The organism is Myxococcales bacterium, from assembly GCA_016712525.1.
Lineage (GTDB): Bacteria > Myxococcota_A > Polyangia > Polyangiales > Polyangiaceae > JAAFHV01.
This window is the reverse complement of the sequence record JADJQX010000001.1, coordinates 533650-557157: the sequence shown is the minus strand read 5'-3', so window position 1 is coordinate 557157 and position 23508 is coordinate 533650. Positions and strand designations below refer to the sequence as shown.

At 70.2% G+C, this 23508-nt stretch carries 24 protein-coding genes; 16 read left to right on the top strand and 8 right to left on the bottom strand.

The annotated features are described in order from the left end of the window. Positions 1–280: 280 nt before the first annotated feature. Together IPK71_02390 and IPK71_02385 are read right to left on the bottom strand one after the other, a co-directional pair. Complete coding sequence (locus IPK71_02390) at positions 281–676, bottom strand: hypothetical protein (protein ID MBK8212573.1); 396 nt, start codon at positions 674–676, stop codon at positions 281–283. Then, positions 673–1149 (bottom strand): hypothetical protein, encoded by a 477-nt coding sequence (locus IPK71_02385; GenBank protein MBK8212572.1) that lies wholly within the window; start codon positions 1147–1149, stop codon positions 673–675. The genes IPK71_02390 and IPK71_02385 overlap by 4 nt, the downstream gene beginning before the upstream one ends. Positions 1150–1410: 261 nt before the next feature. Here IPK71_02385 and IPK71_02380 point away from each other — a divergent pair, with 261 nt between their 5' ends. Further along, positions 1411–1944, top strand: coding sequence for a hypothetical protein (locus IPK71_02380; protein MBK8212571.1), 534 nt, complete (start codon positions 1411–1413; stop codon positions 1942–1944). A gap of 387 nt (positions 1945–2331) precedes the next feature. Here IPK71_02380 and IPK71_02375 read toward each other — a convergent pair whose 3' ends face one another. Then, complete coding sequence (locus tag IPK71_02375; protein MBK8212570.1) at positions 2332–3198, bottom strand: hypothetical protein; 867 nt, start codon at positions 3196–3198, stop codon at positions 2332–2334. Between the two features lie 112 nt (positions 3199–3310). On the opposite strand from IPK71_02375, the gene IPK71_02370 reads away from it, so the two are divergent. From IPK71_02370 to IPK71_02350, 5 genes are all read left to right on the top strand, one after another. Then, positions 3311–4930 (top strand): PfaD family polyunsaturated fatty acid/polyketide biosynthesis protein, encoded by a 1620-nt coding sequence (locus IPK71_02370; GenBank protein ID MBK8212569.1) that lies wholly within the window; start codon positions 3311–3313, stop codon positions 4928–4930. A 455-nt stretch (positions 4931–5385) separates the two neighbouring features. Then, entirely contained in the window at positions 5386–6063 is a 678-nt protein-coding gene (locus tag IPK71_02365) for a hypothetical protein (protein ID MBK8212568.1), read from the top strand. A gap of 2 nt (positions 6064–6065) precedes the next feature. Continuing rightward, positions 6066–7388 (top strand): hypothetical protein, encoded by a 1323-nt coding sequence (locus IPK71_02360; protein MBK8212567.1) that lies wholly within the window; start codon positions 6066–6068, stop codon positions 7386–7388. Positions 7389–7454: 66 nt separating this feature from the next. Continuing rightward, positions 7455–8126 carry a hypothetical protein gene (locus IPK71_02355; GenBank protein ID MBK8212566.1) on the top strand — a complete coding sequence of 224 codons (672 nt, stop codon included), beginning with the start codon at positions 7455–7457 and terminating at the stop codon, positions 8124–8126. Then, complete coding sequence (locus IPK71_02350; protein ID MBK8212565.1) at positions 8111–8338, top strand: hypothetical protein; 228 nt, start codon at positions 8111–8113, stop codon at positions 8336–8338. Before IPK71_02355 ends, IPK71_02350 begins: the two co-directional genes overlap by 16 nt. A gap of 16 nt (positions 8339–8354) precedes the next feature. On the opposite strand, the gene IPK71_02345 is transcribed toward IPK71_02350, so the two are convergent. Both IPK71_02345 and IPK71_02340 read right to left on the bottom strand, forming a co-directional pair. Continuing rightward, on the bottom strand, positions 8355–9155 hold the full coding sequence (locus IPK71_02345; protein MBK8212564.1) for an SUMF1/EgtB/PvdO family nonheme iron enzyme: 801 nt from the start codon (positions 9153–9155) through the stop codon (positions 8355–8357). Between the two features lie 155 nt (positions 9156–9310). Then, positions 9311–9868 (bottom strand): RNA 2'-phosphotransferase, encoded by a 558-nt coding sequence (locus IPK71_02340; GenBank protein MBK8212563.1) that lies wholly within the window; start codon positions 9866–9868, stop codon positions 9311–9313. Between the two features lie 99 nt (positions 9869–9967). Between IPK71_02340 and IPK71_02335 the strand changes: the two genes are divergently transcribed. The 3 genes from IPK71_02335 to IPK71_02325 all read left to right on the top strand — a co-directional run bounded on the left by IPK71_02335 (position 9968) and on the right by IPK71_02325 (position 12736). Then, positions 9968–10828: a LysR family transcriptional regulator gene (locus IPK71_02335; GenBank protein ID MBK8212562.1), complete on the top strand. Its 861-nt coding sequence runs from the start codon at positions 9968–9970 to the stop codon at positions 10826–10828. 74 nt (positions 10829–10902) lie between these two features. Then, complete coding sequence (locus IPK71_02330; protein ID MBK8212561.1) at positions 10903–11610, top strand: ribonuclease HI; 708 nt, start codon at positions 10903–10905, stop codon at positions 11608–11610. Between the two features lie 121 nt (positions 11611–11731). Beyond that, entirely contained in the window at positions 11732–12736 is a 1005-nt protein-coding gene (locus IPK71_02325) for a helix-turn-helix domain-containing protein (GenBank protein ID MBK8212560.1), read from the top strand. 133 nt (positions 12737–12869) lie between these two features. Here the strand turns inward: IPK71_02325 and IPK71_02320 are convergent, their stop codons facing one another. Next, positions 12870–13805: a hypothetical protein gene (locus IPK71_02320; protein MBK8212559.1), complete on the bottom strand. Its 936-nt coding sequence runs from the start codon at positions 13803–13805 to the stop codon at positions 12870–12872. A gap of 228 nt (positions 13806–14033) precedes the next feature. On the opposite strand from IPK71_02320, the gene IPK71_02315 reads away from it, so the two are divergent. From IPK71_02315 to IPK71_02290, 6 genes are all read left to right on the top strand, one after another. Then, positions 14034–14627: an N-acetyltransferase gene (locus IPK71_02315; protein MBK8212558.1), complete on the top strand. Its 594-nt coding sequence runs from the start codon at positions 14034–14036 to the stop codon at positions 14625–14627. Between the two features lie 5 nt (positions 14628–14632). Continuing rightward, positions 14633–15490, top strand: a complete 858-nt coding sequence (locus IPK71_02310) for an SDR family oxidoreductase (protein ID MBK8212557.1) — start codon at positions 14633–14635, stop codon at positions 15488–15490. 372 nt (positions 15491–15862) lie between these two features. Then, positions 15863–17965 carry a tetratricopeptide repeat protein gene (locus IPK71_02305; protein ID MBK8212556.1) on the top strand — a complete coding sequence of 701 codons (2103 nt, stop codon included), beginning with the start codon at positions 15863–15865 and terminating at the stop codon, positions 17963–17965. Positions 17966–17968: 3 nt separating this feature from the next. Further along, positions 17969–19015 (top strand): flippase-like domain-containing protein, encoded by a 1047-nt coding sequence (locus IPK71_02300; GenBank protein MBK8212555.1) that lies wholly within the window; start codon positions 17969–17971, stop codon positions 19013–19015. A gap of 170 nt (positions 19016–19185) precedes the next feature. Further along, a complete protein-coding gene (locus tag IPK71_02295; GenBank protein ID MBK8212554.1) occupies positions 19186–20412 on the top strand; it encodes a DUF2914 domain-containing protein in 1227 nt (408 codons plus the stop codon). 79 nt (positions 20413–20491) lie between these two features. Further along, entirely contained in the window at positions 20492–20782 is a 291-nt protein-coding gene (locus tag IPK71_02290) for a DUF1232 domain-containing protein (protein MBK8212553.1), read from the top strand. Between the two features lie 315 nt (positions 20783–21097). On the opposite strand, the gene IPK71_02285 is transcribed toward IPK71_02290, so the two are convergent. Both IPK71_02285 and IPK71_02280 read right to left on the bottom strand, forming a co-directional pair. Further along, on the bottom strand, positions 21098–21775 hold the full coding sequence (locus IPK71_02285; protein ID MBK8212552.1) for a hypothetical protein: 678 nt from the start codon (positions 21773–21775) through the stop codon (positions 21098–21100). A gap of 188 nt (positions 21776–21963) precedes the next feature. Further along, positions 21964–22854 (bottom strand): hypothetical protein, encoded by an 891-nt coding sequence (locus IPK71_02280; protein ID MBK8212551.1) that lies wholly within the window; start codon positions 22852–22854, stop codon positions 21964–21966. Positions 22855–22907: 53 nt separating this feature from the next. On the opposite strand from IPK71_02280, the gene maf reads away from it, so the two are divergent. Then, a complete protein-coding gene (gene maf, locus IPK71_02275) occupies positions 22908–23498 on the top strand; it encodes a septum formation protein Maf (protein ID MBK8212550.1) in 591 nt (196 codons plus the stop codon). Positions 23499–23508: the final 10 nt, after the last annotated feature.

The following is a 23508-nucleotide window of genomic DNA, read 5'->3' as shown; positions in this document are numbered from 1 at the left end:
GACCGACCTTCGGCCACCCCGCGGCTGGCCCGCGAACAGCAACGCGCATGCCACGAACGACCAACCGCTCACGATCGTCGCGACGCCGCGGAATTCGGGCCTCTGGCGTCGTTACGGAGGATCGCGCCGAGGCGAGGCGCTCGGCGCGCCACGCCCCCTGCACCGAAAATGTCCCCACCAGGGGAGGTGGGATCCATCCGCCATCCGGCCGACCCCCGCCGCGCCCGCGCTTCCCTCACGTTGGTACGCGCGCGAGCAGCATCGGCTGTTCATGTCCCCATCAGCACGGGGTGCTGACGCATCGTTGAGCGTAGGGATCGGGGATCGGAATGCGCTGAAGCGGCTCGGCGGAACGAAGCTCCGCCCACGCGGCGAGGGCGAGCACCACGCAGAGGGCGTCACCGAGGGCGCCGCGAGCGAACGACGACGGGGGTGGCGCGGCCTCCTGGAGAGGGTCGGTTCGATACGGGCCATCGTCGGTGGGTCGAGCCGTCGCCCTCTCCCTGGAGCGCTCGACGAGGCGATGAAGGAGGGGGGCGCTGCCCACCAAGACGATCAGCGCCGTGAGCATCGCTCCGCGAGGGCTCGACTCGACGATGCCGGTGGTGTGGCGGACCAGGAAGACGATGGGTACGAGCGAGACGAGGCTCGTCGTGCGGATCTCGTGGGGAGTCATGGCGATCCCTCGAGGTTCGGCGGAGGATCGCCGGAGCAGCCCGCGGAGGCGCAGATACGAATCGTGTACCCTTGCTCGCATACGTAGCCGAACCGAGGAACGACACCGCTCCGCACGAGCCGTCCCTCACCGCGTTCGCAAGGGTCGTAGAGCTCGGCGAGTGGGCCAAAGAGAGCGTTCGCGGGCCGATTGCCGCTCCCATTCACGGGGCGCTCCAGACTGCCGAATAGCGCGATGGTCGACGACAGGGCGAGGCACAGGTCGAGGCCGACTGCCCTTGGTACGATGGGCGCTCGTCCGGCGTAGGCATAGCCCGCTCGAACGGCCATGGAGACGAACGCGGCCGCAGCGACGACGACGAAGGAGGCGGGGAGCGCGTTGATGCCCGGTCGCAGCACCGCCCGCGGCCAGGCGAGGAGCGTGAGCACGAGCATTGCGGCAAGGAAGAACCGAGAGCGTGAGGAGAGAGGCATGGCGAGGACCCTTCGAACGATGCGCACGAGGACGCCCGCGTGCGCATCGAAGGAGTACGGAGCGTTCAATCGCACACGAGGCCGTTCGTGTCGCCGACCGCGCGAAAGCCCGTAACCCAGGTCAGCTTCATGAACGGCTCTATCGGCGCCGCGCCCCACCTCGTTGCGTCGACGATGTCGTTTTTCTCCGATCGCCCCCGCCGCCCCGACCCACACGCCCAAAAACTTGGCCCGGAGCATCCGTTCACCGACGATCGCGCGGTGACCTCGCTCGACTCGTGGCTCCCCGTGGTGGCGGTCGGTGCGGGCGCGTTCGCCCTCGTGCAGACGGCGCGGCTCGGGTGGCTCCGCGCCCTCCCCGCGAAGCGCGTCGCGTTCGCACGAGCCCGTGGCGCCCGCGGGGAGGCGCTGGCCGAGCGTCTCCTCGAGGCTCACGGCTACACCATCGTCGAACGGCAGCTCGCGGCGCGCTACGCGCTCGACGTCGACGGGGGCGAGGAGACGTTCCTCGTGCGCGCCGATTTCGTGGTCGAGAAAGCAGGGCGCCGCTTCGTGGCCGAGGCCAAGGCCGGTGCGTTCGCGCCGCGCCTCGAGACGGCCGCGACACGCAGGCAAATCCTCGAGTATTCGTGCGCCTTCGACGTCGACGGGGTCGTGCTCGTCGACGCCGAGTCGTCCCGCCTCAAGGTCGTATCGGCGCCCATCAGGGCCGCTCCCCCACGCCCGGTCGTGCCATGGGTCCTCGCGGCCTTCGTGCTCGGCACCCTCGCCGGAGCGTGGCTCGCCCGAGGTTAGCGCCGGTGCTCGATTCTCCTCTCGCCCGTGCCCGTGCCCGTGCCCGTGCCCGCTTGCTCTCGTCCGTGCCCGGCTTGCGCTCGCCCGTGCCCGTGCCCGTGCCCGTGCCCGTGCCCGGCCCTGCGGCAGCCGAAGTGCTCTCGTCCGCTCCCGTTCCCGGCTTGCTCGGCCCGTTCCCGGCTTGCTCTTGCCCGTGCCCGTGCCCGTGCCCGTGCCCGTGCCCGTGCCCGTGCCCGTGCCCGGCTCCGCTGCTGCCGAAATGCGCTCGCCCGTGCCCGGCTCTGCGGCTGCCGGAATCCTCTCGCCCGTGCCCATACCCGCGCCCGGCCCTACCGCAGCCGAATTCGTAACAGCCGCGCCCGGGCAAATCATCGCCCGTCCGGCGTGTCAGTCGTCCCCGCCGTCTGCCGCGCCCGCGTCGGCCGGCGCGTCGCCGCAGAGGTACCAAGCGACCTTGGCGAACGACGCCCCCACGTTGGCGCCTTGGCACGTGCTCCCCCACTTCGAGAATCCGTCGAGCAGCGCCTTCTCGCACGCCGACTCGATCGTGCCCACACACGCGCGCTGCGCGTACGCCTCGCAGTTGGCCTTCTCGTTCGAGCGAGGGGCGCACGCCGCGCAGCTCCCCGCCGTGCACGCGCTCGCCTTGGTGATGGGCACCGCGCACTCGGGTTTTCCGAGCACGAGCGACGCACACGCCCCCAAGTTGGGCATGACCGTCGTCGGGCCCGAAGGAACGAGCGCCCCGATGGGCGAAGCCGCAGGCACCTCGGTCGCGGGAGGCCCGAAGATGCAACGCGCGCAGTCGGGGCGAGCGGCGGCAAAGTCGGTGCAGGCGCTGCCCGTGTGGGCGGCGGCCACGCACGCACGCTCCGCGGTGGTCACGTCCTCCGGGGTGCACACGCCGCGGTGAGCCGTGGGCTCGGTGCCGCGCACACGCTCGCCGAGGTTCGAGAAACACGAGGGCGCGGGGCCGAGCGGGCCGTCGGTCTCGACGTCTTTCCCCGAGTCTCGCGGGCCAGCGTCCGGGAAGACATCGTCCGGGTCGAAGGGTGCACCATACACCGGCACCGCCGACACCGAGCAGGCCGAGATCGTGACGGCCACGGCCACCTGCGCCCCGACCCACGCCTTACGCGACCCCGTGGAGCGCGGCGCCGGCACCAGCGCGCGGCCCTCTGCCCCGCAGAACGGGCACCCCGTGTCACCTTCACGCACGTGTCGCTCGCACCCCTCGCACTGCCGAAGTCCCATGGCCCGAGCATAGCAGCCGCCTCACGCCTCGCGCACGCCGCGCCGCGAAAAACGGCCTCGCCTGACGTCTCCCTGACACCTCCCGCCCCCAAGCTGTGCTACCCGGGGCGCGATGTCTCTCCCTGCCGTCGGAACCTACCGTCCCGGTCCGTTGCCCGTCTTCTCTCCCGATGAGCTCGTGCACGCGCTGCCTCGCGTCCGCGAGCCCCTCCACGTCGTGTTCGACCCGAGCACGAGCCGCGTCGGCCTCGCGGTGGGCGGAGAGATCCTGCCCGCCTCGGAGCTCGCCCAGGGCGACTACCCGCTCCTCGCCACGCTGCCGCCCTCGTACCCCGAGTGGCTCGGCGACCGCTCGTTCAACGAGGCGCACGGCGTCCGCTTCCCGTACGTCGCCGGCGAGATGGCGAACGGCATCGCGACCGTGGCCATGGTCGTGGCGATGGCCCACGCCGGCATGCTCGGGTTCTTCGGCGCGGCGGGCCTCTCGTACGAGCGCGTCGAGCGCGCCCTCGACGAGCTCGAGGCGGAGCTCGGCACCGAGGGCCCCGCGTGGGGCGTGAACCTCATCCACTCGCCGGCCGAGCCCGACCTCGAAGAGCGCGTCGCCGACATGCTCGTCGCCCGCAACGTGAAGCGCGTCTCGGCGTCGGCCTTCATGGCGCTCCAGCCCTCCGTCGTGCGCATCGCGGCCGCCGGCCTCACGCTCGACGAGTACGGCAACGTGCGCCGAAAGCACCATGTTTTCGCGAAGATATCGCGCCCCGAGGTGGCCGCGCCCTTCATGTCGCCGCCTCCCGCCGAGATGCTCCGCGAGCTCGTCGAACAAGGCCGCCTCACCCACGCCGAGGCCGAGCTCGCCGCGCGCATCCCCGTCGCGTGCGACATCACCGTCGAAGGCGACTCGGGCGGCCACACCGACAACCAGACCTTGGTCGCGCTCTTCCCGCTCATCGCAGGCCTCCGCGACGAGCTCACCGCGAAGTACGGCTACACCGAGACGATCCGCATCGGCGCGGCCGGTGGCCTCGGCACCCCCACCGCCGTCGCCGCGGCCTTCGCGCTCGGCGCCGCCTACGTGGTCACGGGCACCGTCAACCAGGGCGCCATCGAGGCCGGCCTCTCCGACGTCGGCAAGGCCATGCTGGCCGAGGCCCAAATCGCCGACGTGGCCATGGCCGCCGCGGCCGACATGTTCGAGCTCGGCGTGAAGCTCCAAGTGCTGAAGCGCGGCACCATGTTCCCCAATCGCGCGAATGGTCTCTACGAGATCTACCGCTCGTACGACAGCCTCGAGTCTCTCCCGAGCGACGTCCGCGACAAGGTCGAAAAACGCCTCCTCGGCGCCCCGATCGACCAAGTCTGGGCCGAGACGCGCGCCTTCTGGGAGCACCGCGATCCCTCGCAGGTCGTCATGGCCGAGAGCGATCCCAAGCACAAGATGGCCCTCGTCTTCCGCTGGTACTTGGGTAAGTCGAGCCGCTGGGCCATCGAGGGCGAGCCCACCCGCAAAGGCGATTACCAAATCTGGTGTGGCCCGGCGATGGGCGCCTTCAACGCGTGGGTCAAGGGCACCTTCCTCGAAGACCCCGCCGAGCGCACCACCGTGCAGATCGCGCTGAACCTCCTCGAGGGAGCCGTGGTCGCCGCCCGCGCCACCCAGCTCCGCGGCTACGGCGTGGCCCTCCCCGCGAACGCCGCGTCCGCCTACCGCCCCCGCAAGCTCCGCGTGTAACCGAGCAGCAGCAGCAGCAGCAGCAGCAGCAGCAGGGATGCCCCCACCCGCGGGTGCTCGGCCTTCGGCCTGCGCGCCCGCGCCTCCCCCAAAGGCCGTTCTCGGCCCCGCGCCCCCGCGCCCCGTCGCGCCACCCCCGCGCGCGGAGCCTCCGAGCGGCCAGGGGGAGGCCCCCCGTCACCCGCGAAGGTGCGCCGCGAGCTCCGGCCAGAGGCCTCCGCCCGCGCCGCCCCCCCCCCGTCACCCCACCCCGTCACCCGCGAAGGTGCGGCGCGAGCTCCGGCCAGAGGCCTCCGCCCGCGCCGCCCCACACGCGCCGCGCAAACGAGCCAATCCTGGCTCGTTTTGCGCGCCCCGCGCACGCCCTGCACCCCGCCACGCGGTGCGCCAGGGGAAACCCCTGTCGCTTCGCGTGGCACGTGGCCTGCTACCTGCGAAACCAGGAGGTCCACGTCATGAAGTCACGTTGGCTCGCGGCAGGCTCGCTCGTCGTCATGGTCACCCTCGCGGGGCTCTCGTGCTCGAGCAGCACCACGGAGGACATCCCGCTCGACACCCTCGCGGGCGACACGAACGTGCCCCAGGCTCAGGTGGGCAACGTCATCTCGCTCGGCACGGTGAAGCTCGGCGCCGACAACGTCGACATCGGCGCGCGCATGACCATCACCAAGAACGAGGGTGGCCTCGTCACGGCGAAGGTCACGGCCGACCCGACGAAGGACCCGCGTATCGCCAAGTTCGCCGCGCTCATCCCGAGCTCCGCCAAAAAGCCCGACGGCACGATCGACACCGAGGTGAAATTCCGTGTCACGACCGAGGGCGTCCAAGACTTCTTCAACAAAGACGGCAAACCCCACACGGTGGTGAAGTACGCCGGCAACGTGGGTGACACCTACAAAATCTCGAAGAGCGACGGCACCGTCATCACGCGGACGATCGTGGCCAAGTCCGATAAGGACGACTTCCCCTATGGCTTCTTCGACATCAAGACCATGACCATCGAACAAGACTCGCGCATCCCCGGCATCAAGAAGATCGTCATTCGCGCGAATCACAAATTCGGGATCGTGCACGTCGAGGCCGTGGCCGACGACGGCAGCACCATGAGCTCCTACGTCCTCTCGAAGAACTGACCATGGCGAGCGACGCCGGAGCTCCTCCCGTGTTCCCCTGGCTGCCGAGCCAAGGGCGGCCCGTGGGCCTCGCGCTCGCCGCGGCGGGGGCGGCCCTCGGGTACGCGGTGCTCGCGCGCGGCTTTCGCCCGAAATTCCTCGAGGTTCGTGTGTTCGCGCTGCACGCGCGCTACTTCGAGTCGAAGGCCTTCACCTTCATCGAGAAGAACGTCGCGCTCGAGCTGGCCACGGTGCTCGTGCTCGTGGGCCTCTTCGCCACGGCGTTCTCGCGCGACCGGGACGAGAGCCCCGAGTCGGAGCGCGCGCCTCCGCGCCTTCGCGTGGGCCCTATGCGTGGCCACGGCGCTCATGATCCTGGCGACGCTCACCTTGTTCGGGGTCGGGTTCGCCTACGCGCTCGCGGCCCACGTGGTCGTCACCCTCACGCTCGCCTCGGCCTTCGCGGCCCTCGGTCGTGCGCGGCGCGCCCTACGGAGATCGCCATGAACGAAGCCGGCAATAGCATCTTGTCGCACACGGGGTGGCTCTACACGAAGCTCTTCGAGGGCCCGTTCTTCTTCTTCGATCTGTGGTCGCTCGCGCACCTCTACTCGGGGTTCTTGGTGATGCTCGTCCTCCGCGCCCTCCACGTGCGGCGCCCGTGGACGTGGCTCGTCTCCCTCCTCGTCGCGTACGAGCTGCTCGAGCTCGCCTTCATCTACGTCGCGTTCCACGCCTTCCGCCCCGAGACCTTGAAAGACCAAGGCACCGACATCCTGGTCGGCATGGCCGGCGCCTGGGTCACGACCGCGCTCGTCCGTCGTGGGGAGCGCCTCCGCGGCCCTTCGCGCGAGGGCCTCGTCCGAGCCGCGGCCGTCCCGCTCGGCGCGGTCGCCGTGGCCTTCGAGTGGGTGGGCAACTACGGCTACTCGTACAGCCGCCCCTTCTTCAACTCGCCGGGCATTTGCTGGTGGGCGTTCCTCCTTTGGACCCTCGCGCTCGTCGCGGTAGGTCTCGTGTTCTCGTCGCTCGAGGCGCGCCTCGGCTCGCCCGCGAAGGCGCTCGGGCTGACCGCGCTCGGGTACCTCGTCGCGCTCGCGGCGGTCGAGTACCTCGGGTACGTCGTGCTCGGCATCCACGAGGTCGGCCACCCGAGCCGCACGGCCCTCGCCTTCGATCTCGCGCACGGCACGCGCACGATGCATGTGTTCTACACGTGTGCTCCCGTCGTCGGCGTCGCGGTCTTCGCGGGCCTGCGCGCGCTCTTCGGCCGCGCGATGACCCCGGCGCTCGTGCTCTCTCGGGGCACCGAGCCGAGCCCGGCCTTCGCCCGCGCCCGCTCCTGAGCGCGGGAAATCGAACGAATCGGTCGCCCCGGTCATAACGGTCGGGGCCTACCTCCACGAATGGGCATGCGCCTCTTCGCGGCGGCTTCGGCCGCGTGCCTCGTGTCTCTCGTCGTGCTCACCCCCAAAGCCTCCTCGGCCTGCGGCGTCTGCGCCGCGGGGGACGCCTCCATGGCGCCCAAAGAGGCCGAGCGCGCGGCGAGCGGCACCATGGGAGCGGCGGTCGACGTTCGCGGCGGTGGCCTCCGGCTGGGCGACACGACCCGGCTCTCCGAGTGGCGGACGGAGGGGAGTGTGTATGTTGCACCCAAAGACTCCCTCCGCCTCCGCCTCGCGATGCCCGTGCTCGCGAGGTCCCTCTCCGGGCCCGACACCGCGGGAGATCTGCGCGGTGTGCCTGGAGACCTTCACGTGTCGACCGACATCGGCTTCGAGCCCGACCAGGGTCGCGGCCGAGCGTTCGTGCTCACGGCGGGGCTCGGCCTGCCCACGGCCCCCGTCGCGCGCGACGATCGTGGGGAATTCTTGCCCTCGATGCTCCAGCCGGGATGCAACTCGGTCGTGCCCGAGGTCATCGTGTCCTCGAGGCTCGTCTCGGGGCGCTTCTCGCTCACCTTCGCCCCCCGAGTGCGTGTACCCGTTCCCGTGCGCGCCGCACCCCACCGCGGCGCGACGCTCTCGCTCTCGACGACAGGGCAGTTCCAGCCGCACCCCGATTCGCCGTGCGCCTCGGCGTGACGGCGCGGGCCGAGCTCGAGGGCGCCGGGGCCGACGGCCGCGGCGATGGCATCTCGGGTGGCTTCGCGGGCTATCTCGCGCCCGAGCTCGTGGTGAGGCCGACCATGGACCTCCAGCTCACGGCGGGCGTGTTTTTCCCGGCCGTCCAGGCCCTCGCCGGCGGTCAGCGTGAGCTCCCCACGTTCGTCGCCGGCATGGGCTGGGCGATCTGAGGGCTGCGCTCTCTGGTTATTCTTCGGCCTCGAGGTCGCGGCAGCAGCGAAACCCCGTGGAGTAGTCGTGGTACGACATCACGTGGGCCGTGGTGCGGTAGTCGCAGCCCTCGCCGTTCTCGTGGGTGTCCAGGTAATACCCCCCTTGGAACGTGCCCTTCGGATCGGCGACCCACTCGTGCAGGTTGCCCACCATGTCGTAGACGCCCCACTCGTTCACGCACGTCTCGTGCTCCCCCGTCTTCGACAAGGTGCCCTCGACGGCGTTCAGCGCGGGCAGGTTCATGGCATTCCACGTCGACGCGCGAATGCCCAAGATCTGGCGCGGGTTCTTCCCGTGATCGTTGCAGGCGCCTCGCCTCCGCGCCTCGCCGTAGGGGTAGGTGGTCTTCTTCGGGCCCTTGCACGCCGTGACCCACTCGCGCGGATCGCAGAGCCGCTTCCCGGACGCGCGGCACGCGCGGTCCGCGTCTTTGCCGCTGATGTACCCCTGGGGATACGCGCCCGACACGCTGACGGCCCGCACGCTCTTCCCCTCGGGGGACACGTTCCACGGAAAGGGGCTCTCGCGCCCGTCGCCCGCGATCTCGACGAGCGACGCCTCGTACCGATCGATGCAGAAGGTGCCCGCCGCGAGGGCCATGTCCTTCGGGCACCCGGCCGAGTCCGACGCGATCCGCACCGTAGGCACGAGGACCGGGCGAGGTCGCACGACGGGCCGCGCGACCTCGGGCGCACACGCGATGACGAGGGCTGCGGCACCGAACGCGATCGCGAAGGACGCGACGGCAGCGACGGCTCTCTTCGGGGCGCCCATACCCTCCCTCAAGCACGGGCCGTACCGCACGCCGGGCCTCGAAAATCAGCGGAATTCGAGCGAGAGCTGCCCGAGTCCGCGCCGCGTGGGGGTGCCCCGATCCACTGACCGCACCCCGGTGATCGAAGCACGCCCGCCAATGGCGCCGATGTAGGTCAGTCGGGGAACGTGATGAACGCGACCGGCACCTCGCCCGTGAGCCATACGCCATTCGGCGTCACGTAGAAGACGTGTCCGGCGCGTGCCATGGCCGCGGCGTCGACCCGCAGGACGACGGGGCGACCTCGCCTGGCGGCGACCGTCGTGGCCGTCTCGACGTCTCGCGAGAGGTGGACGTGGTGGCGCGCCATCTTCTTGAGCCCCCCTTCGCGCACGAGCGCGACGGTTTGTCGGGGCGTCCCGTGGAAGAGCACGTCGGGAGGGCTCTCGGGCGCGTAGCCGAGGTCGACCTCGATGGTGTGCCCCTGGTTCGCGCGGATTCGTCGGCCGTCCTCGCTGAAGGAGAAGCGCCGCTTCTCGGACGTCGAGACGACCTCGTCGAGGAACGCTCGCTCGATCGGGAACCCGGCGTCGCGCGAGCGCTCGAGCAGCGTGTCGACGTCGACCCAGCCGGCGTCGTCGAGGGAGAGCCCGATGGCGCGAGGGGCGTGCCGGAGCACGTACGAGAGATGTTTGCTGACCTTGACGTGTCGTGGAGATGGCTTGGTGCCCATCGTTCGTCTCCTCCGTGTGTGAGGAGAGCATGGCCCCTCGGCGCCGCCGCCGCCACGATCCGTTCGTGAGCGACTATAGTGAAAACGGATAGACCAGCCATGAACTATGAGCACCTCTTCTCGTTCGCCGTGTTCGCCGAGCACCTCTCCTTCACGCACGCCGCGCGACGCCTCGCCTTGTCCCAGCCCGCGCTGCACGTGCAGGTGAAGAAGCTCTCGGCAGACGTGGGGGTCCCGCTCTACACGAGGCGCGGGAAGGCCCTCTCCCTCACCCCCGCGGGCGAGCGTGTCGCCGTCTTCGCCCGCGAGGTGCACGCCCGAGGCGACGCGCTCGTCGCCGAGCTCCGTGGCAACGCAGACGACGGCGCGATCACGCTCGCGACCGGGGCGTTCGCCTTCGTGCGGCTGCTCGCGCCGGCTGTCCGCAAGCTCGGGCGAGGGGGCTCTCGGCTCCGTCTCGTCACCGCGAACGCAGACTCGGCAGCCCAGGCGGTCCGCGAGGCGCGCGCCGATCTCGCGGTCATCGGAGCCCGCTCCGCCCCTCGCGATCTCGAGTCCACGCGTCTCCGCACGGTGGGCCAACACGTCGTCGTCCCCGAGGGGCACGGGCTTGCGCGGCGAACCAAGGTGCGACCACGTGACCTCGCAGGCGAGCGGCTCGTCGTCCCACCGTCGCCGAGCGCGCACCGTGAGGCCGTCGATCGGCTCCTCGCAGGGACCCCGTGGGAGATCGGCGCGGAGGTGCACGGGTGGGACGCGATGCTCGCGCTCGCGAGCCTCGGCGTCGGCCTCACGATCGTCAACGACCTCTGCTCGCCGCCGCGCGGCATGGTCGCCGTGCCGCTCGAGGGCGCCGCGCCGATTGCCTACTTCGTCCTCTGGAGAGAGCCGCTCCGCGCCCCTGCGCGTCGCTTCGTGGACGTCGTCGTCGCCTCGTGCCGCGCGGCCGGCGCCTCATGAGGTCGACCCTCGCCCTCGCGCGCCCCGCAGCTCCCCGTTCCCTCACGTTCTCATCGCGGCTATAGAGCCGCCCCATGCCCTGGATTACGGCCACGCTCCGCGGTCAAAAGGTCTTCGCCCGCTGCTCCGACTCGGGGGAGCTCGTCGCTCAGGGCGGCCGCGTCGAGATCCGCTACAAGCCCAACGACGGCCGCGCCTACCAGGCGGCGCTAGCGAACCTCGAGGTGAAGCCCGGAGAGGCCGTCCTGCCCGACGATCACTGCGTCGCGGGCGAGGCCGTGCCTCGCACCAAAGAAGAAAAGAAGGCCGCCTCGGCCAAGAAGGCCGTCGCCGACCACGCCGAGCTCCCGAAGGACGCCTACGTCGCCTACGCCGACGGCGCGTGCTCGGGCAACCCGGGGCCCGCAGGGCTCGGCATCGTGGTGCTCACGCCCTCGGGCGAGCGGCACGAGTCGTACGAGTACCTCGGCTCGGCCACGAACAACATCGCCGAGCTCACGGCCATCTTGCGCGTCCTCGAGTCTCTCACCCAAGACGAGAAGCTCGTGCTCCACACCGACAGCCAGTACAGCATCGGCGTGCTCACCAAGGGCTGGAAGGCGAAGGCCAACGTCGAGCTCGTCGGCTCGATCGTGAAGCTCGTGAAGGCCCGCAAGAACCTCCGCATCGTGTACGTGCCCGGGCACGCCGGCGTGCCCCTCAACGAGCGGGCCGACGAGCTCGCCCGCCTCGCCGTGTCGTCACGTAAGAGCGCGAAACTCCCCGGCCTTTCGGCCGTGTGACGCTCCGGCGTCCGCGGCGCTCGCGGGGCTGGCAGGTCGACCGACCACGGCCTGGTCGATCGCGCGTGCGTTGTCTCGTGCCTCCGGATAGGGGAACATCGAGGTTCGATAGGGGGTGCGTGTGGGGTACATGGGGAAGGCGCAGAGCGTTCTATCGGCGGTCGTCGAGGGCGATCTCATGGGTGCCCTCGCGGTGCTCCGTGCCGACCTCGGGGCGCGCGCCGTCGGCATGACCTCGCGTGGTCCTTCGGGGGTGAGCCAAACCTGGCTCGGCCTCCCCGAGGAGCTCGATCGCGAGTACGTCTCGTACTACCACGCGCACGACCCGTGGGTCGCCGGCGCCGTGCGGCTCGGCCTCGCGGCGGGGCGCGCTTACACGAGCGCCGAGCTCCTGACCGACGAGGATCGGCTCAAAAATCCCATGCTGCACGAGCTGTGCATCCCGCTCGATCTCCCGGAGCTCGAGGCCGGCGTCGTCCACCTCGACGCGACCGAGGTGACCACGATCGGCGTCATGCGCCACGGCGCGGCCGACCCGTTCACCATCGAAGATCGCGCGAAGCTCGAGGGATGGCTTCCCTGCCTCGCGACCGCGCGCCGCATCCAGCGCGCCGCCGAGGCTCCGTTCGGAAAGGTCGTCCTCCTCGTCGATGCCCAAGGTCGCCTCGTGGATCGCGACGCTCGGGCGCACACCCTCTTCGACACGGGCGCGTTGGCGTTCCTTCGTGGTCGCCTCGCGCTGCGGTTCCCGGCGGACGACGTGCGTCTCGCGCGCGCGGTGCGCACCGTCGCCGACGGAGACGGCAAGTGCGTGGTCGTGCGGCTCGCGGACCCGGCGCTCCGCCTCGTGGTGGCTCGGCCCGCGCCGCTCCCGTCGATGGTCGCGCTCGAGATCCTGGGCCCGACGGCGCTCCCCGCGGCCCGGCTCCGCGCTCTCTTCGGGTTGTCCGAAGCCGAGGCGCAGCTCGTCGGGGCCCTGGTCGACGGGCTCACCTTGAAAGAGATCGCCACCCGGCGAGGTGTCGCCGTGACGACGGTGCGCTCGCAGCTCCGCTCGGTCTTCCTCAAAACGGAGACCGAGCGCCAGGCCGATCTCGTCGCCCTCGTGCTTCGTGTCTCGGCGTGATCCCGCTATGGGCCGCCCACGCGTCCGGCGAAATCGGCGGTCGTGATCGTCGATCCATCCCGCCCATTTCGCTTGGCGTGTCACCGCAGGGAACGGTCCTCCGCCGCGGCCGCTCGTGAACCGCGCTCGCGCGTCAGATCCCGCTCTTTTGCTTCACGAACGCCTCGATCTTCGCCACGTCGGCGTCGGCCACGGCGCCCTTGTAGACGAGCACGTCCCCGACCTTGTGGGCCGCGCCGTGCGTGCCATCGGGGCGCCCGCCGACGTAGAGCGCGCGCGTGTTGTCCACGCTGCGCACCGCCATCGTCGAGGAGGCCACCTCGGCGCCGTCGTAGCGGAGCGAGAGCCTCGTCCCCGCGCGCCGGAACCCGACGACGTGCAGCTTGCCGTCGGCGGTGTTCCCCGACGTGGAGGTGAGGACGAGATCCACGCCGGCGAGCCCCGCGCCTGGTTTCCCGCCTCCGCCGAGGTTTCCGTAGAGCTGGAGGCCGTCGTAGGGGGCGGCGTCGAAGCTCGCCTTGTACAATACACCCGTGAGCGCCGTGGCCGCCGCCGAGTCCGTGGCGACCACGTACTCCACGAGCACGTCACCCGTGCCGAAGTCGAGCTTCGTGCCCACGGTCGCGCCCGCGGCCTCGAGCCAGCTCGTCGCGCCGAACGCCACGACCGGCTTCGAGCCGACCGAGCCGACCGAGGGCTGGCTCGCGGCGGCGGTCTGGGCCACCGCGATGGCCGAGGTCGATCGATCGGCCCACGCGCTCACCTTTCCGCCCGCGGACGTGAGCCCGCTCGAGGGATCGAGCCACAGCACGAGGCCCGCGACGTTGGTCGGTGAGAAAGGCGGCGGGGCGTCGGTCGCGGCGTCCGTCGTCGCCGCGTCGGGCGGAGGGGTCGAGGTGTCCGGCACGGCGGCGTCGGTGGAGGTCGCCGTGGGCGAGGTCGTGGTCGTCGTGCCGGTCGGCGTGGTGCCGGCGTCTCCGCCGGTGGCGGGGTCGTCCCCGACGCAACCCACCACGATGCCGGCGGCGGCGAACGGAACGAGAACGAGGCTAACGAGTGTACGTTTCATGAAGACCCTCCCGGGATTCGGGCCCTCTGCGAGCCTCGATCCGGCTTCGTTAGCCGCCGGCGGCTCCTTCGCGAATCCTTCGAATGAAGGAGAGCGCCTCGGGCCCGCCACCCCGATGCCGACCCCGGCGTGTATAAGTGCATGAAATGTATGTAAAAAGTTGGCTTGCGGGCGACCCCCAAGCGCCCTCTCCCTCGCGGGCCGCTTTCGGCTAAGCTGCGCCCCCAAATGGGCATCCGCATCCACTCGAGCGCCGTGGTTCACGAGAAGGCCGTCATCGGCGACGGCACGCAGATTTGGCTCTTTTGCCAGGTCCGCGAGAACGTCACCATCGGCGAGAACTGCGTCTTCGGGAAGAACGTGTACGTCGACAGCGACGTCACCATCGGCAAAAACTGCAAGATCCAGAACAACGTCTCGCTCTTCCACGGGGTCACCCTCGAAGACGGCGTCTTCTGCGGCCCGCACGTCTGCTTCACGAACGATCTAAGGCCCCGCGCGGTGAACCCCGACCTCAGCGTCAAGGGCGCGACCGACTGGATCGTCTCGAAGACCTTGATCAAGAAGGGCGCGGCCCTCGGCGCGAACTCCACGATCGTGTGCGGCACCACCATCGGCGAGTGGGCCATGGTCGCCGCGGGCTCGGTCGTCACGAAAGACGTCCCCGACTTCGCCCTCGTGCGCGGCAACCCGGCGCGCGTCGTGGGGTACGTCTTCGCCGACGGCGACACGGCCGTGTTCGAGGGAGACGTGGCCGTGAGCAAGAAGACGGGCGAGAAGCTCGTGCGCGGCAAAGACGGCGTCGTTCGCCGCGGAGAGTAACGAGCATGGCCACCATCTTTCGTGCGGGACTGTTCGAGGGTCAGCTCGCGATCATCACCGGCGGGGGGAGCGGCATCGGCCTCGCCATCGCGCACTCGCTCGGTGAGCTCGGCTGCAAAATCGCCATCTGCGGCCGCAAAGCCGAGAAGCTCGAGGCCGCCAAGAGCGAGCTCTCCGCGCGTGGGATCGAGGTCTTCGCGAGCGCGTGCGACATCCGCGACGCCGAGGCCGTGGCCACCTTCGCCGACGCCGTGAAGTCGAACCTCGGCGTGGCCTCCATCCTCGTCAACAACGCCGGCGGGCAGTTCCCCACCACGGCCGACTCGGTGTCGGCGAAAGGGTGGGAGGCCGTCGTCCGCAACAACCTGAACGGCACCTTCTTCATGACGCAGGCCGTGGCCGTCCGGCACATGATCCCGCAGAAGCGCGGGCGCATCGTGAACGTGATCGCCAACGTCGCCCGCGGCTTCCCCGGCATGGTGCACACGGGCGCGGCGCGCGCCGGCGTCGAGAACATGACCAAGACGCTCGCCGTCGAGTGGGCCGAGCACAACGTGCAGGTGAACGCCGTCGCCCCCGGCGTCATCAAGACGTCGGGCACCGATCAATATCCACCGGAGCTGCTCGAGATGAGCCGCGTGCGCACACCCATGAAGCGCATCGGCACGGCCGAAGAGGTCGCCGAGCTCGTCGTGTACCTCGCGAGCGACGCGGCGTGGTTCGTCACCGGCGAGACCTGGTACATCGACGGCGGCGCCCACCTCTGGGGCGACAACTGGATCATCCCCGACGCCGCCCAGGCCCCCGAGCCGCCCGTGCTCGCCACCCTGCGCGACAAACATTCTCCCGTAAAAAAGGCATAAGTTTCCATGGCTTCCGGCGAAGGGCCCGTCGATCCTCCGGGCTTCGGACCGACCCCGAACGAGGCGCCCGAGGCGGCGGCCGAGCCCACGGCCGTGGGCTCCGAATCCATCACGGACGCCGAGCCCGCTCCGTCGGCAGAGGGCGCGTCGAACGAGCCGAGCGAGCCGAGCGCGGCCACCTCGGAGCCGGTCCCGTCCGAGGGGAGCGCCGAGCTCACGTCCGCCGTGGCCACGCCGGCCGAAGCCCCACCCGGTGACACGACGAAGGCCCCGGAGCCTCCCGTCCCGGGCCTCCGCCCGAAGCCGCACGAGGCCGCGAAGGCGTGGCTCCGCGACTATTTCCTCGGAGAAGACCCGCAGTTCCTCGCCGCGGTGGTGCCGTTCTGTTTCCTCTCGATGCTGCTCTTCACGCGGCACCCCATCAAGACGAACTTCATCTTCGACGAACAAGAGGCGCTGCTCGCGAACCCGTACGTGCGCAGCGTCATGGAGAAGGCGCCGAAGTTCCACTGGCTCGACGCCTTCAAGCGCGACTTCTGGGGCCTCGGCCCCGAGCGCAGCATCGGCTCGTATCGCCCGATCCCGAACCTGGTCTGGCGCTTTTTGTGGATGTGCGGCGCGCGTGAGCACAACCCCTTCTTGCACCACTGGGTGAACGTGCTCTTCCACGGCGCGAACGGCGCGCTGCTCACGCTGATCTTGTGGCGCCTCACGAAGCGCCCCGTGCTCGCGTGGCTCGGGGGCATGTTCCTCGTCGCTTCGGCGGTGCTCACCGAGGCCGTGAGCGGCGTCGTCGGTATCGCCGACGTCTTCGGGACGTTCGGGTGCCTCGTCGCGCTCTACGCGCTCACCCTGCGCATGCCCTTCATGGCGTTCGGGGTGGTGGTCGGCTCGCTCTTCGGCCTCTACTCCAAAGAGAGCGCGATGATCGTGGTGCCCATGGTACCGCTCTTCGCGCTGGCCACGGCGAGCAGCGTCTTCCCCGACAAACCTCGCCGCGTCGCGCGCACGCTCGTCGCGTTCGTGGCGGCGGCCGCGTCGTTCGTGTTCTACGTCGAGTCGCGGCGCCGTTGGTTCCCCGCGCCCATCCCGGAGGACGCGAAGGCCATCGCCAAGGGCGGCGTGCACAAGGTGTTCGCGTCGCTGATGAAGTGGTACGGCCAGCCCGTCCTCCCGAAGGACCCGCTCAACAACCCGCTGGCCCTCGCCGACACGCCGCACCGCATCGCCGGAGCGCTGCGCGTCTACTTCCGTGGCTTGGGGCAGGTCGTCTTCCCGAAGACCCTCTCGGGGGACTATTCGTCGCCGCAAGAGCCCATCCCCTCGTCGCTCTTCTCGGTCGAGGTCGTGCTCGGCGCGCTCTGCCTCGTCTTGCCCGTGCCGGTCGCCGCGGCCCTCGGGATCCGCTCGTTCTTGGACGGGCGCCGCGCGAAAGTGGGCGTCTCTCCCGCATCTTCGGGCACCGATCCCGAAGCGAAGCCCGCGGCTCCGGCCGCCGCGCCCGTAGTCGACGCGCGCCCCCTCGTGGCGGCGAGCCTCGTGTGGATCGTTGCCTCGTACTTCCCCGTATCGAACATCCCCATCCTGCTGCCCACGGTGCGCGCCGAGCGGTTCTGGTACTTCCCCGTCGTCGGCTCGAGCATCGTGCTCGCGGTCATGTTCGATGCGCTCCTCACCCGCGCGAAGCAACACGACGCGGCCTCGGGCGGCGTCTCACGCACGCGTGTCGGCCTCGGGTTCGCCGGCGCGGCGCTCGTCCTCGCGGTCGCCTCGTTCCTCGTCACCGATGGCTCCACGGGCGGCACCTACGTCGTGCTCGCCGGGGTCCTCATTTACGGCGTCGTGCAGATCGTCCGCGCCACGCGCGATCCGAGCCTGGCGACCATGAAATCGGCCGGCGCGGTCGTCGCCGCGTGTGTCGCGTTCACCGTGTTCCAAGGCGTCGCCGCCCGTGTCCACGCGAACGACTACACGACCGATCTCACCTTCTGGGACGCGACACGCAAGGCCGTCCCGAACAGCGCCAAGGCGCACCTCAACTACTCGGTCATGAAAGGTGCGCGAGGCGACCTGGAGGCCCGCCGCATCGCGAACCTCCGCGCCCTCGAGCTCGCGCCCGAGTGGCCCATGGCGAGCATCTACCTCGGCGACACGATCTGCCGGCAGCACAAACCCCAAGAGGCCTGGCCCCACTACATGAAGGGCTTCGCGCTCGCCCCGAACGACGTGAACCTCCTCTCCCTCGGCATCCAGTGCCTCTGGGACGAGAAGGTCATCACCATGCCCAAGGCCGCCGAGGGAGACGATCCTCCGCCCGAGCCCGCGCGTCGCGTCGAGCTGCGCGAGCTCGCCGCCAAGCACAAGGGGAGCTGGCTCGAGTGGCTCACGAACGACATCGTCGCCAACGGCGAGTCGCACAACGGGGTCGATCCGAAGTACCGCCCTCGCGGCTACAACGAGGGCCCGAAAGAATGACCGTTGTCCCCTAAAGCCAAGCAGCGGCTCTTCTTCGCGGTGAAGGTCGTCGTCACGGCGGGCCTCGTCGCTTGGCTCGTGAAGAAGGGGGCCCTCGACATGAAGTCGCTCGGGCAGTTCCTCGAGCACCCCTCGCTCCTCGTGTGGGACGTGCTCGTGTTCGTGCTCGCGTCGATCGGCTTCGCCACCATGCGATGGCGCGCGCTGCTTTCCCTCGCGGGGGCCAAGGTGCCCTTCGGTCGCGCCGTGCAGCTCCAGCTCGTGTCGCTCTTCTTCAACGTCGTCATCCCGGGGAACGTGGGCGGCGACGTGATAAAGGCCCTCTACGTGGCCCGCGACGAAGGCCCCGAGAAGCGTGTCCCGCTCTTGCTCGTGGCGTTCGTCGAGCGCGTCGTAGGCCTCGCGGGCCTCGTCTCCGTCGCCCTGCTCGTGGTTCTCGTCCGCGGGGGCGAGCTGTGGGAAAACCCTCAGTTTCGCCCCCTCGTGACCACGGTGCTCTTGCTCGGCGCAGGCTTCGTGGTCGGGCCCATCGTGTTCGTCGCGCTCATGCGTATGTATGGTGCACGTATCGAGGCGCTCGCGAGCGGACCTAGCAAGGTCGCGGGCCTCGTCACCAAGATCGTGTCGGCCTTCCGCCTCGTGTCGGCGAAGCCCTCGGCGCTCGTCACGGCCCTCGTGCTGAGCATGGGCGTGCACGGCGTCAACATGATCCTCTTCACGCGGATGGCCACGCTCCTCTGCGGGTTCGACGTCCCCTTCGGCAAGGTCGCCACGATCTACCCCATCGGCCTCTTGAGCCTGATGCTGCCGATCTCGGCCGCGGGCGCGGGGGTGGGGCACATGGCGTTCGAGAAGCTCTTCGTCATGGTCGGCCTCCCCCACGGCGCCGACGCGTTCAACCTCTTCTTCTTCGGGCAGATCGGTCCCTGCATCTTCGGGTTCATCCCGTACCTGGCGCTGCGCGAGAAGATCGCCACGGTCGACGCCCCGGCCTCCGCGAGCGAAGGCGCCGAGCCCCCCGCACCCTCGGCCTCCGAGCCCCCCGGCTGATCGGCGCGACGCGTCGGCGAGCCAGAGCGAGAAGCAGGCTCACGAAAAGAAGGCCAAGTTTTTTCCCCACGCGGGGGAATGCCGTTAGGGTCGACCCGCGTTCGAGGGAGGTGCATGGTGCACGCTTCGGCACGGCCGCCTGTACGGGCCTCGAAAACGCGCTAGATCCCATGAACGTGGTAGCCGTGCCCCCTCCCGGACCCGAGCCTGTCCCGCCGCCCCTCGAGGGCGCCGACGTGCTCGCTTCGGCCGACACGCCGGAGCCCACCAAGGTCGCGCCGTCGTCTCCGCCGCCCCAAGGGTCGCCCGCACCCGGCCCGGTACGCGAGCCCGCGCGCTCGGTCGATCCCGTACCGCTCGGCCTTCGCGACAAGGTCCGCGCGTTCACGAACCGACACTCGAAGAAGCTCTGGTGGGCCCACTCGGTCTACGCGCTCGGGCTCGGCACGGGCGTCGTGCTGTTCGCGCAAAAGGGCTTCGAGCAAGCGCGGTACCTCGCCGTCACGGCCGGCGGCGCGTGGCTGCTCGTGTTGCTCTTCTTCCGCCTCCACGGGTCGGGCACGAGCCAGGCTTCGCTCGAGGGCGCCGAGACGAAGACGAAGCTTCGTTTCTACGCCATGACGTATGCCCTGAAGAACCTCTACCAGAGCATGCTGTTCTTCCTCCTCCCGTTCTACTGGAAGTCGACCACGCTCGACTCGAAGAACGGTTGGTTCATCGTGCTGCTCGCGGCCTGCGCGCTGCTCTCCACGCTCGACGTGGTCATGGATCGCGTGCTCTTGAAGTGGGTCGGGCTCGCGTCGATCTTCCACGCCGTCGCGCTCTTCGGCTGCATGAACCTCATCGTGCCCGCGCTCTTCCCGAACACGCGCACGCTCTACTCGCTCATGATCGCGGCGGGGGTTACCACGCTCGCGTTCTGGACGATGCACCTCGACCTCTCGGCCTACAAAAAGCGGGGCGTGCTCCTCGCTATCGCGCTCTCCGCGCTCGCCATGGTCGGGCTCGTGTACCAAGGGCGCACGGTGATCCCGCCGGTGCCGATGCACCTCTCGCGGGCCTCGGTCGGCCCCATGACGCTCGCCGACGGCCGCCTCGCCATGGAGGTCAAGGTCCTCCACCCGTCGGTCATCCAGCAGCTCCAAGCCGTGACCGACGTGGTCGTCCCCGGCGGCAAGGGAGACCGGCTCCGTCACGTCTGGCGGCACGACGGCAACGAGGTCGTCCGCGCCAACGAAGAGACCTCCCGCGTCGAGGGGCCCGAGGGCTCGGTGCGCCTCCGCTCGCGCCTCTCGGGCGACAACCTGCCTGCGAAGCTCGCCGGAAACTGGAGCGTCGACGTCGAGACGGAAGACGGGCAACTCGTCGGAAGAACTACGTTTTTGGTCGCCGAATAGCGCCCCTCCGCCGCGTAGATCGCGACGCATTGCGGGCCGTCGCTCGCGACTTACCTTCGTCCTCGTTCGGAGGTCGACGATGACGAAATCCAAGAAGAGTCTCGGTCGTTTCGCTGCGGTCCGGCGCTACCTCGGGGACAGGGACGCCTCCTTCTTCGGCAAGGCGTTCCTCCTCTTCGCCGTCGTCTACGTCGCCACCCCGGTCGACCTCGTGCCCGAGGCGTTCGTGCCGGTGCTCGGTTGGCTCGACGACATCGGCGTCGTCGGCCTCGCACTCTTCCACCTCGGCCGCGTCACGAAGCGCTACCAAGAGGCCGACGCGAAGCTCGAGGCGAACACCATCGACACCGTCGGCTACGAGATCGCGTAACCGCCAGGTCGCATCCAAGCAGCCTGTTGATTTAGGGACCGAGGTCCGTCCCTCGTCAGGGACTTCCAAGGGTCGTCGTCGTCCGCGCCCGACCCGCCGAGGCGCGATCCGAGGAGCCCGCAGAGCCTACTCTTGTAGGCGCGCAGGCACCGGAGGAGCGCAACGAAGGCGGTCGGGATGCGGCGGCGACGGGCCGACGACCCTTGGAAGTCCCCGACGGGGGACGGGAGTAAATCAACGGGCTGCTATGGGCGCCCCTCCTCACGGATCGGGCGCCCTTCGTGCGTTCGAGGTCGGCGCTCGGGCCGCTCGCGCTCAGCTGCCTCCGGGGAGGCCGGGGGTGGGCACGTTCTTCGCGGCTTCGGCGGCGTCCTTGGCGGCCTTCTCGGCGGCGAGCCGCGCGGCCTCGGCTTCGGCCTGGGCCTTCTCGGCGGCGGCGCGGGCCTCGTCGGCGGCGGCGCGGGCCTCGACGATCGCTCCCTGGGCGGACTCGAACACCTCCTCGGCCTCGGCGAGCGCCGACGCGAGGCCGGCCTTTCCGTCGATCGGGAGCTCTGGGATCGCCTGACCGCCGACGACCTTCACGGCGCCGAGCTCGACGTCCCCGGCCTTCGCGACGCTCGCGTCGAGCACGCTCTTGCCCTGCGCGAGGGCGAAGAGGGCGCTCTTCTCGGCCGCCGCGACGGTGCCGTCCACGGTGAGGACCCAGCGCGCGCCGCTCGGGACGTCGATGGCGAAGGTGCCGTCCGGAGCGACGGGCACGTCGATCTTTCGGCCGGTCGCGCCCTTCTTGTGGAGCTCGCGCGCCGTCACGTGGAGGCCCGCCTCGGCGCCCGTGAGCCCGCCGAAGGTCTTCGTGGTGGTGCTCGACGAGCCGCTCCCGATGCGCCCCTTGAGGACGACGGGATCACTCGACTCCGCGGTACACCCCGCGAGCGCGCCGATGGAGAGGGAGAGGGCCGCGAAGAACGAAACGGTACGGACGACGGACATGAGAGCCTCCAAGGATGTCGTGCGAGGCGACGGTGCCTCGCTGGGATGACCTCCCTTTCGCAACCCACGTGCCGGCACGTGGTGTCCGTAAATGCCTGAAATGAATCGCTTCTTTGGTGCTCCCGTGCGTCCCCGTGGACGCGATCCGTCCGTCTCCGATGCCCGTGCCGCGTCACGCACGACGCGCTTCACCCGCGTCGGGTCGAGCCCACCACGTCCACCGTCTCGGGACCGAGCGCGTCGCCGTACGCGTCCACGAGACCGTACCCCGGCGCGGAGGCCGTCGTCGCGAGGGTGACCCGCTCCGGGCGGATGCCCTCCACCCGACGATGGGGGAAGAACCCATGGCGGCGCGTGACGAGCGCCTTCAGCGACGTATCGAGCTCGCGTACGTCGAGCGTCCCCTCGCCTCGACCCGTGAGGATGGCGGCGAGGCGCGTCTGGACGAAGCGCTTGGCCGCGTAGAGACGAAGAGAGAGGCTCGGGACACCCATGGCGGGGTCGGCGAGGAGCCGGGCGAGCGGGGACGAGACGGTCGCCTCGTCGAGCGCGTCGAGGATCGCGCCGACTCCCCGGGAAGGGGCCGTGCGATCGTCGCGCTCGCGCGAGAGCACGAACCGCGCGAAGGCCTCCACGTCGCCTCCGGCCGCGACGAGGGCGAACCGGTCGGCCCCGAGGAACCTCGCCATCGCGAAGAGCGCCTCGACCGTCATTCCGGGGCCGTCGAAGCCGAACGGGCGCGTCGGCGTCGCCCACGTCGCGCTCGCGAACGCGTGCCCGAGGTGCGCCGCGAGGGCCTCGTCGTCGAGCGCCGTGACCTCCGCCGGTGCCACGAACAGGCGCCAGCTTTCGGGCGTGCCGCGCGCTGCCGTCGTCGCCGCGCAGAGGACCTCGCGCGGCGGCGTGATCCCGAGCCGAGCTGCCGTCTCCGCGGCGATCCGGTAGGTGCGCGGCGCTTGCTTCGCCGTGATCTCGACGCCCTCGATCGCGTGAAGCGGCGCGGGAGCGTACTCGCTCACGAGCTGCTCCCACGCGAGGCGCACCTCTGCGACGCTCTCGGCTGCCGTTCGACGGGTCACCCGAGGAGCGTGAAGCGTGACGCGCCGTCGGGCAAGCCGGGTAGAGTCGGAGGATGCCGAAGGTCGTGCTCGCCACCACGTCGAGGTTTCGTGTCGCCCTCTTCCAACGGCTCGGGATCCCGTTCGACGCCGTGCCGCACGCGTGCGACGAGCGCGCCCTCGAGCCTCGCACGAGCGATCCCGTGGTGGTCGCCGCGTTCCTCGCGCGCGCCAAGGCCGAGAGCCTCGCCGACTCGCTGCCCGGGGAGGTGATCGTCGGCTCGGATCAGGTGGTCGAGATCGACGGCACGATCCTCGGCAAACCCGGCTCGAAGGAGAAGGCCCGTGAGCAGCTCGCGCGCCTCTCGGGCCGTGAGCACCGCATCGTCACCGCGGTCGCCGTGCGCACCCCGACCGGCCAGGTGCTCGAGCACGTGGACGTGCACGTCATGACCATGCGTTCGCTCACCCCGCTGGCCATCGCGGCCTACGTCGACGCCGACGACCCCCACGACTGCGCGGGCGCCTACAAGCTCGAGGAGAGTGGAATCATGCTCTTTTCGTCGATCCGGGGCGACGACCACACCGCCATCGTGGGGCTCCCGCTCATGGCGACCGTGACCCTGCTCGAGCGCGCGGGCGTCCCCGTGCTCGAGCCGGCGTGAGGTCACCGCA

Excerpts from the sequence above, each read along its gene's own strand:
- IPK71_02390 (MBK8212573.1), bottom strand. The coding sequence starts at position 676 with ATGACTCCCCACGAGATCCGCACGACGAGCCTCGTCTCGCTCGTACCC.
- IPK71_02385 (MBK8212572.1), bottom strand. The coding sequence starts at position 1,149 with ATGCCTCTCTCCTCACGCTCTCGGTTCTTCCTTGCCGCAATGCTCGTG.
- IPK71_02375 (MBK8212570.1), bottom strand. The coding sequence starts at position 3,198 with ATGGGACTTCGGCAGTGCGAGGGGTGCGAGCGACACGTGCGTGAAGGT.
- IPK71_02370 (MBK8212569.1), top strand. The coding sequence starts at position 3,311 with ATGTCTCTCCCTGCCGTCGGAACCTACCGTCCCGGTCCGTTGCCCGTC.
- IPK71_02365 (MBK8212568.1), top strand. The coding sequence starts at position 5,386 with ATGAAGTCACGTTGGCTCGCGGCAGGCTCGCTCGTCGTCATGGTCACC.
- IPK71_02360 (MBK8212567.1), top strand. The coding sequence starts at position 6,066 with ATGGCGAGCGACGCCGGAGCTCCTCCCGTGTTCCCCTGGCTGCCGAGC.
- IPK71_02355 (MBK8212566.1), top strand. The coding sequence starts at position 7,455 with ATGCGCCTCTTCGCGGCGGCTTCGGCCGCGTGCCTCGTGTCTCTCGTC.
- IPK71_02345 (MBK8212564.1), bottom strand. The coding sequence starts at position 9,155 with ATGGGCGCCCCGAAGAGAGCCGTCGCTGCCGTCGCGTCCTTCGCGATC.
- IPK71_02340 (MBK8212563.1), bottom strand. The coding sequence starts at position 9,868 with ATGGGCACCAAGCCATCTCCACGACACGTCAAGGTCAGCAAACATCTC.
- IPK71_02335 (MBK8212562.1), top strand. The coding sequence starts at position 9,968 with ATGAACTATGAGCACCTCTTCTCGTTCGCCGTGTTCGCCGAGCACCTC.
- IPK71_02330 (MBK8212561.1), top strand. The coding sequence starts at position 10,903 with ATGCCCTGGATTACGGCCACGCTCCGCGGTCAAAAGGTCTTCGCCCGC.
- IPK71_02320 (MBK8212559.1), bottom strand. The coding sequence starts at position 13,805 with ATGAAACGTACACTCGTTAGCCTCGTTCTCGTTCCGTTCGCCGCCGCC.
- IPK71_02315 (MBK8212558.1), top strand. The coding sequence starts at position 14,034 with ATGGGCATCCGCATCCACTCGAGCGCCGTGGTTCACGAGAAGGCCGTC.
- IPK71_02310 (MBK8212557.1), top strand. The coding sequence starts at position 14,633 with ATGGCCACCATCTTTCGTGCGGGACTGTTCGAGGGTCAGCTCGCGATC.
- IPK71_02295 (MBK8212554.1), top strand. The coding sequence starts at position 19,186 with ATGAACGTGGTAGCCGTGCCCCCTCCCGGACCCGAGCCTGTCCCGCCG.
- IPK71_02290 (MBK8212553.1), top strand. The coding sequence starts at position 20,492 with ATGACGAAATCCAAGAAGAGTCTCGGTCGTTTCGCTGCGGTCCGGCGC.
- IPK71_02285 (MBK8212552.1), bottom strand. The coding sequence starts at position 21,775 with ATGTCCGTCGTCCGTACCGTTTCGTTCTTCGCGGCCCTCTCCCTCTCC.
- maf (MBK8212550.1), top strand. The coding sequence starts at position 22,908 with ATGCCGAAGGTCGTGCTCGCCACCACGTCGAGGTTTCGTGTCGCCCTC.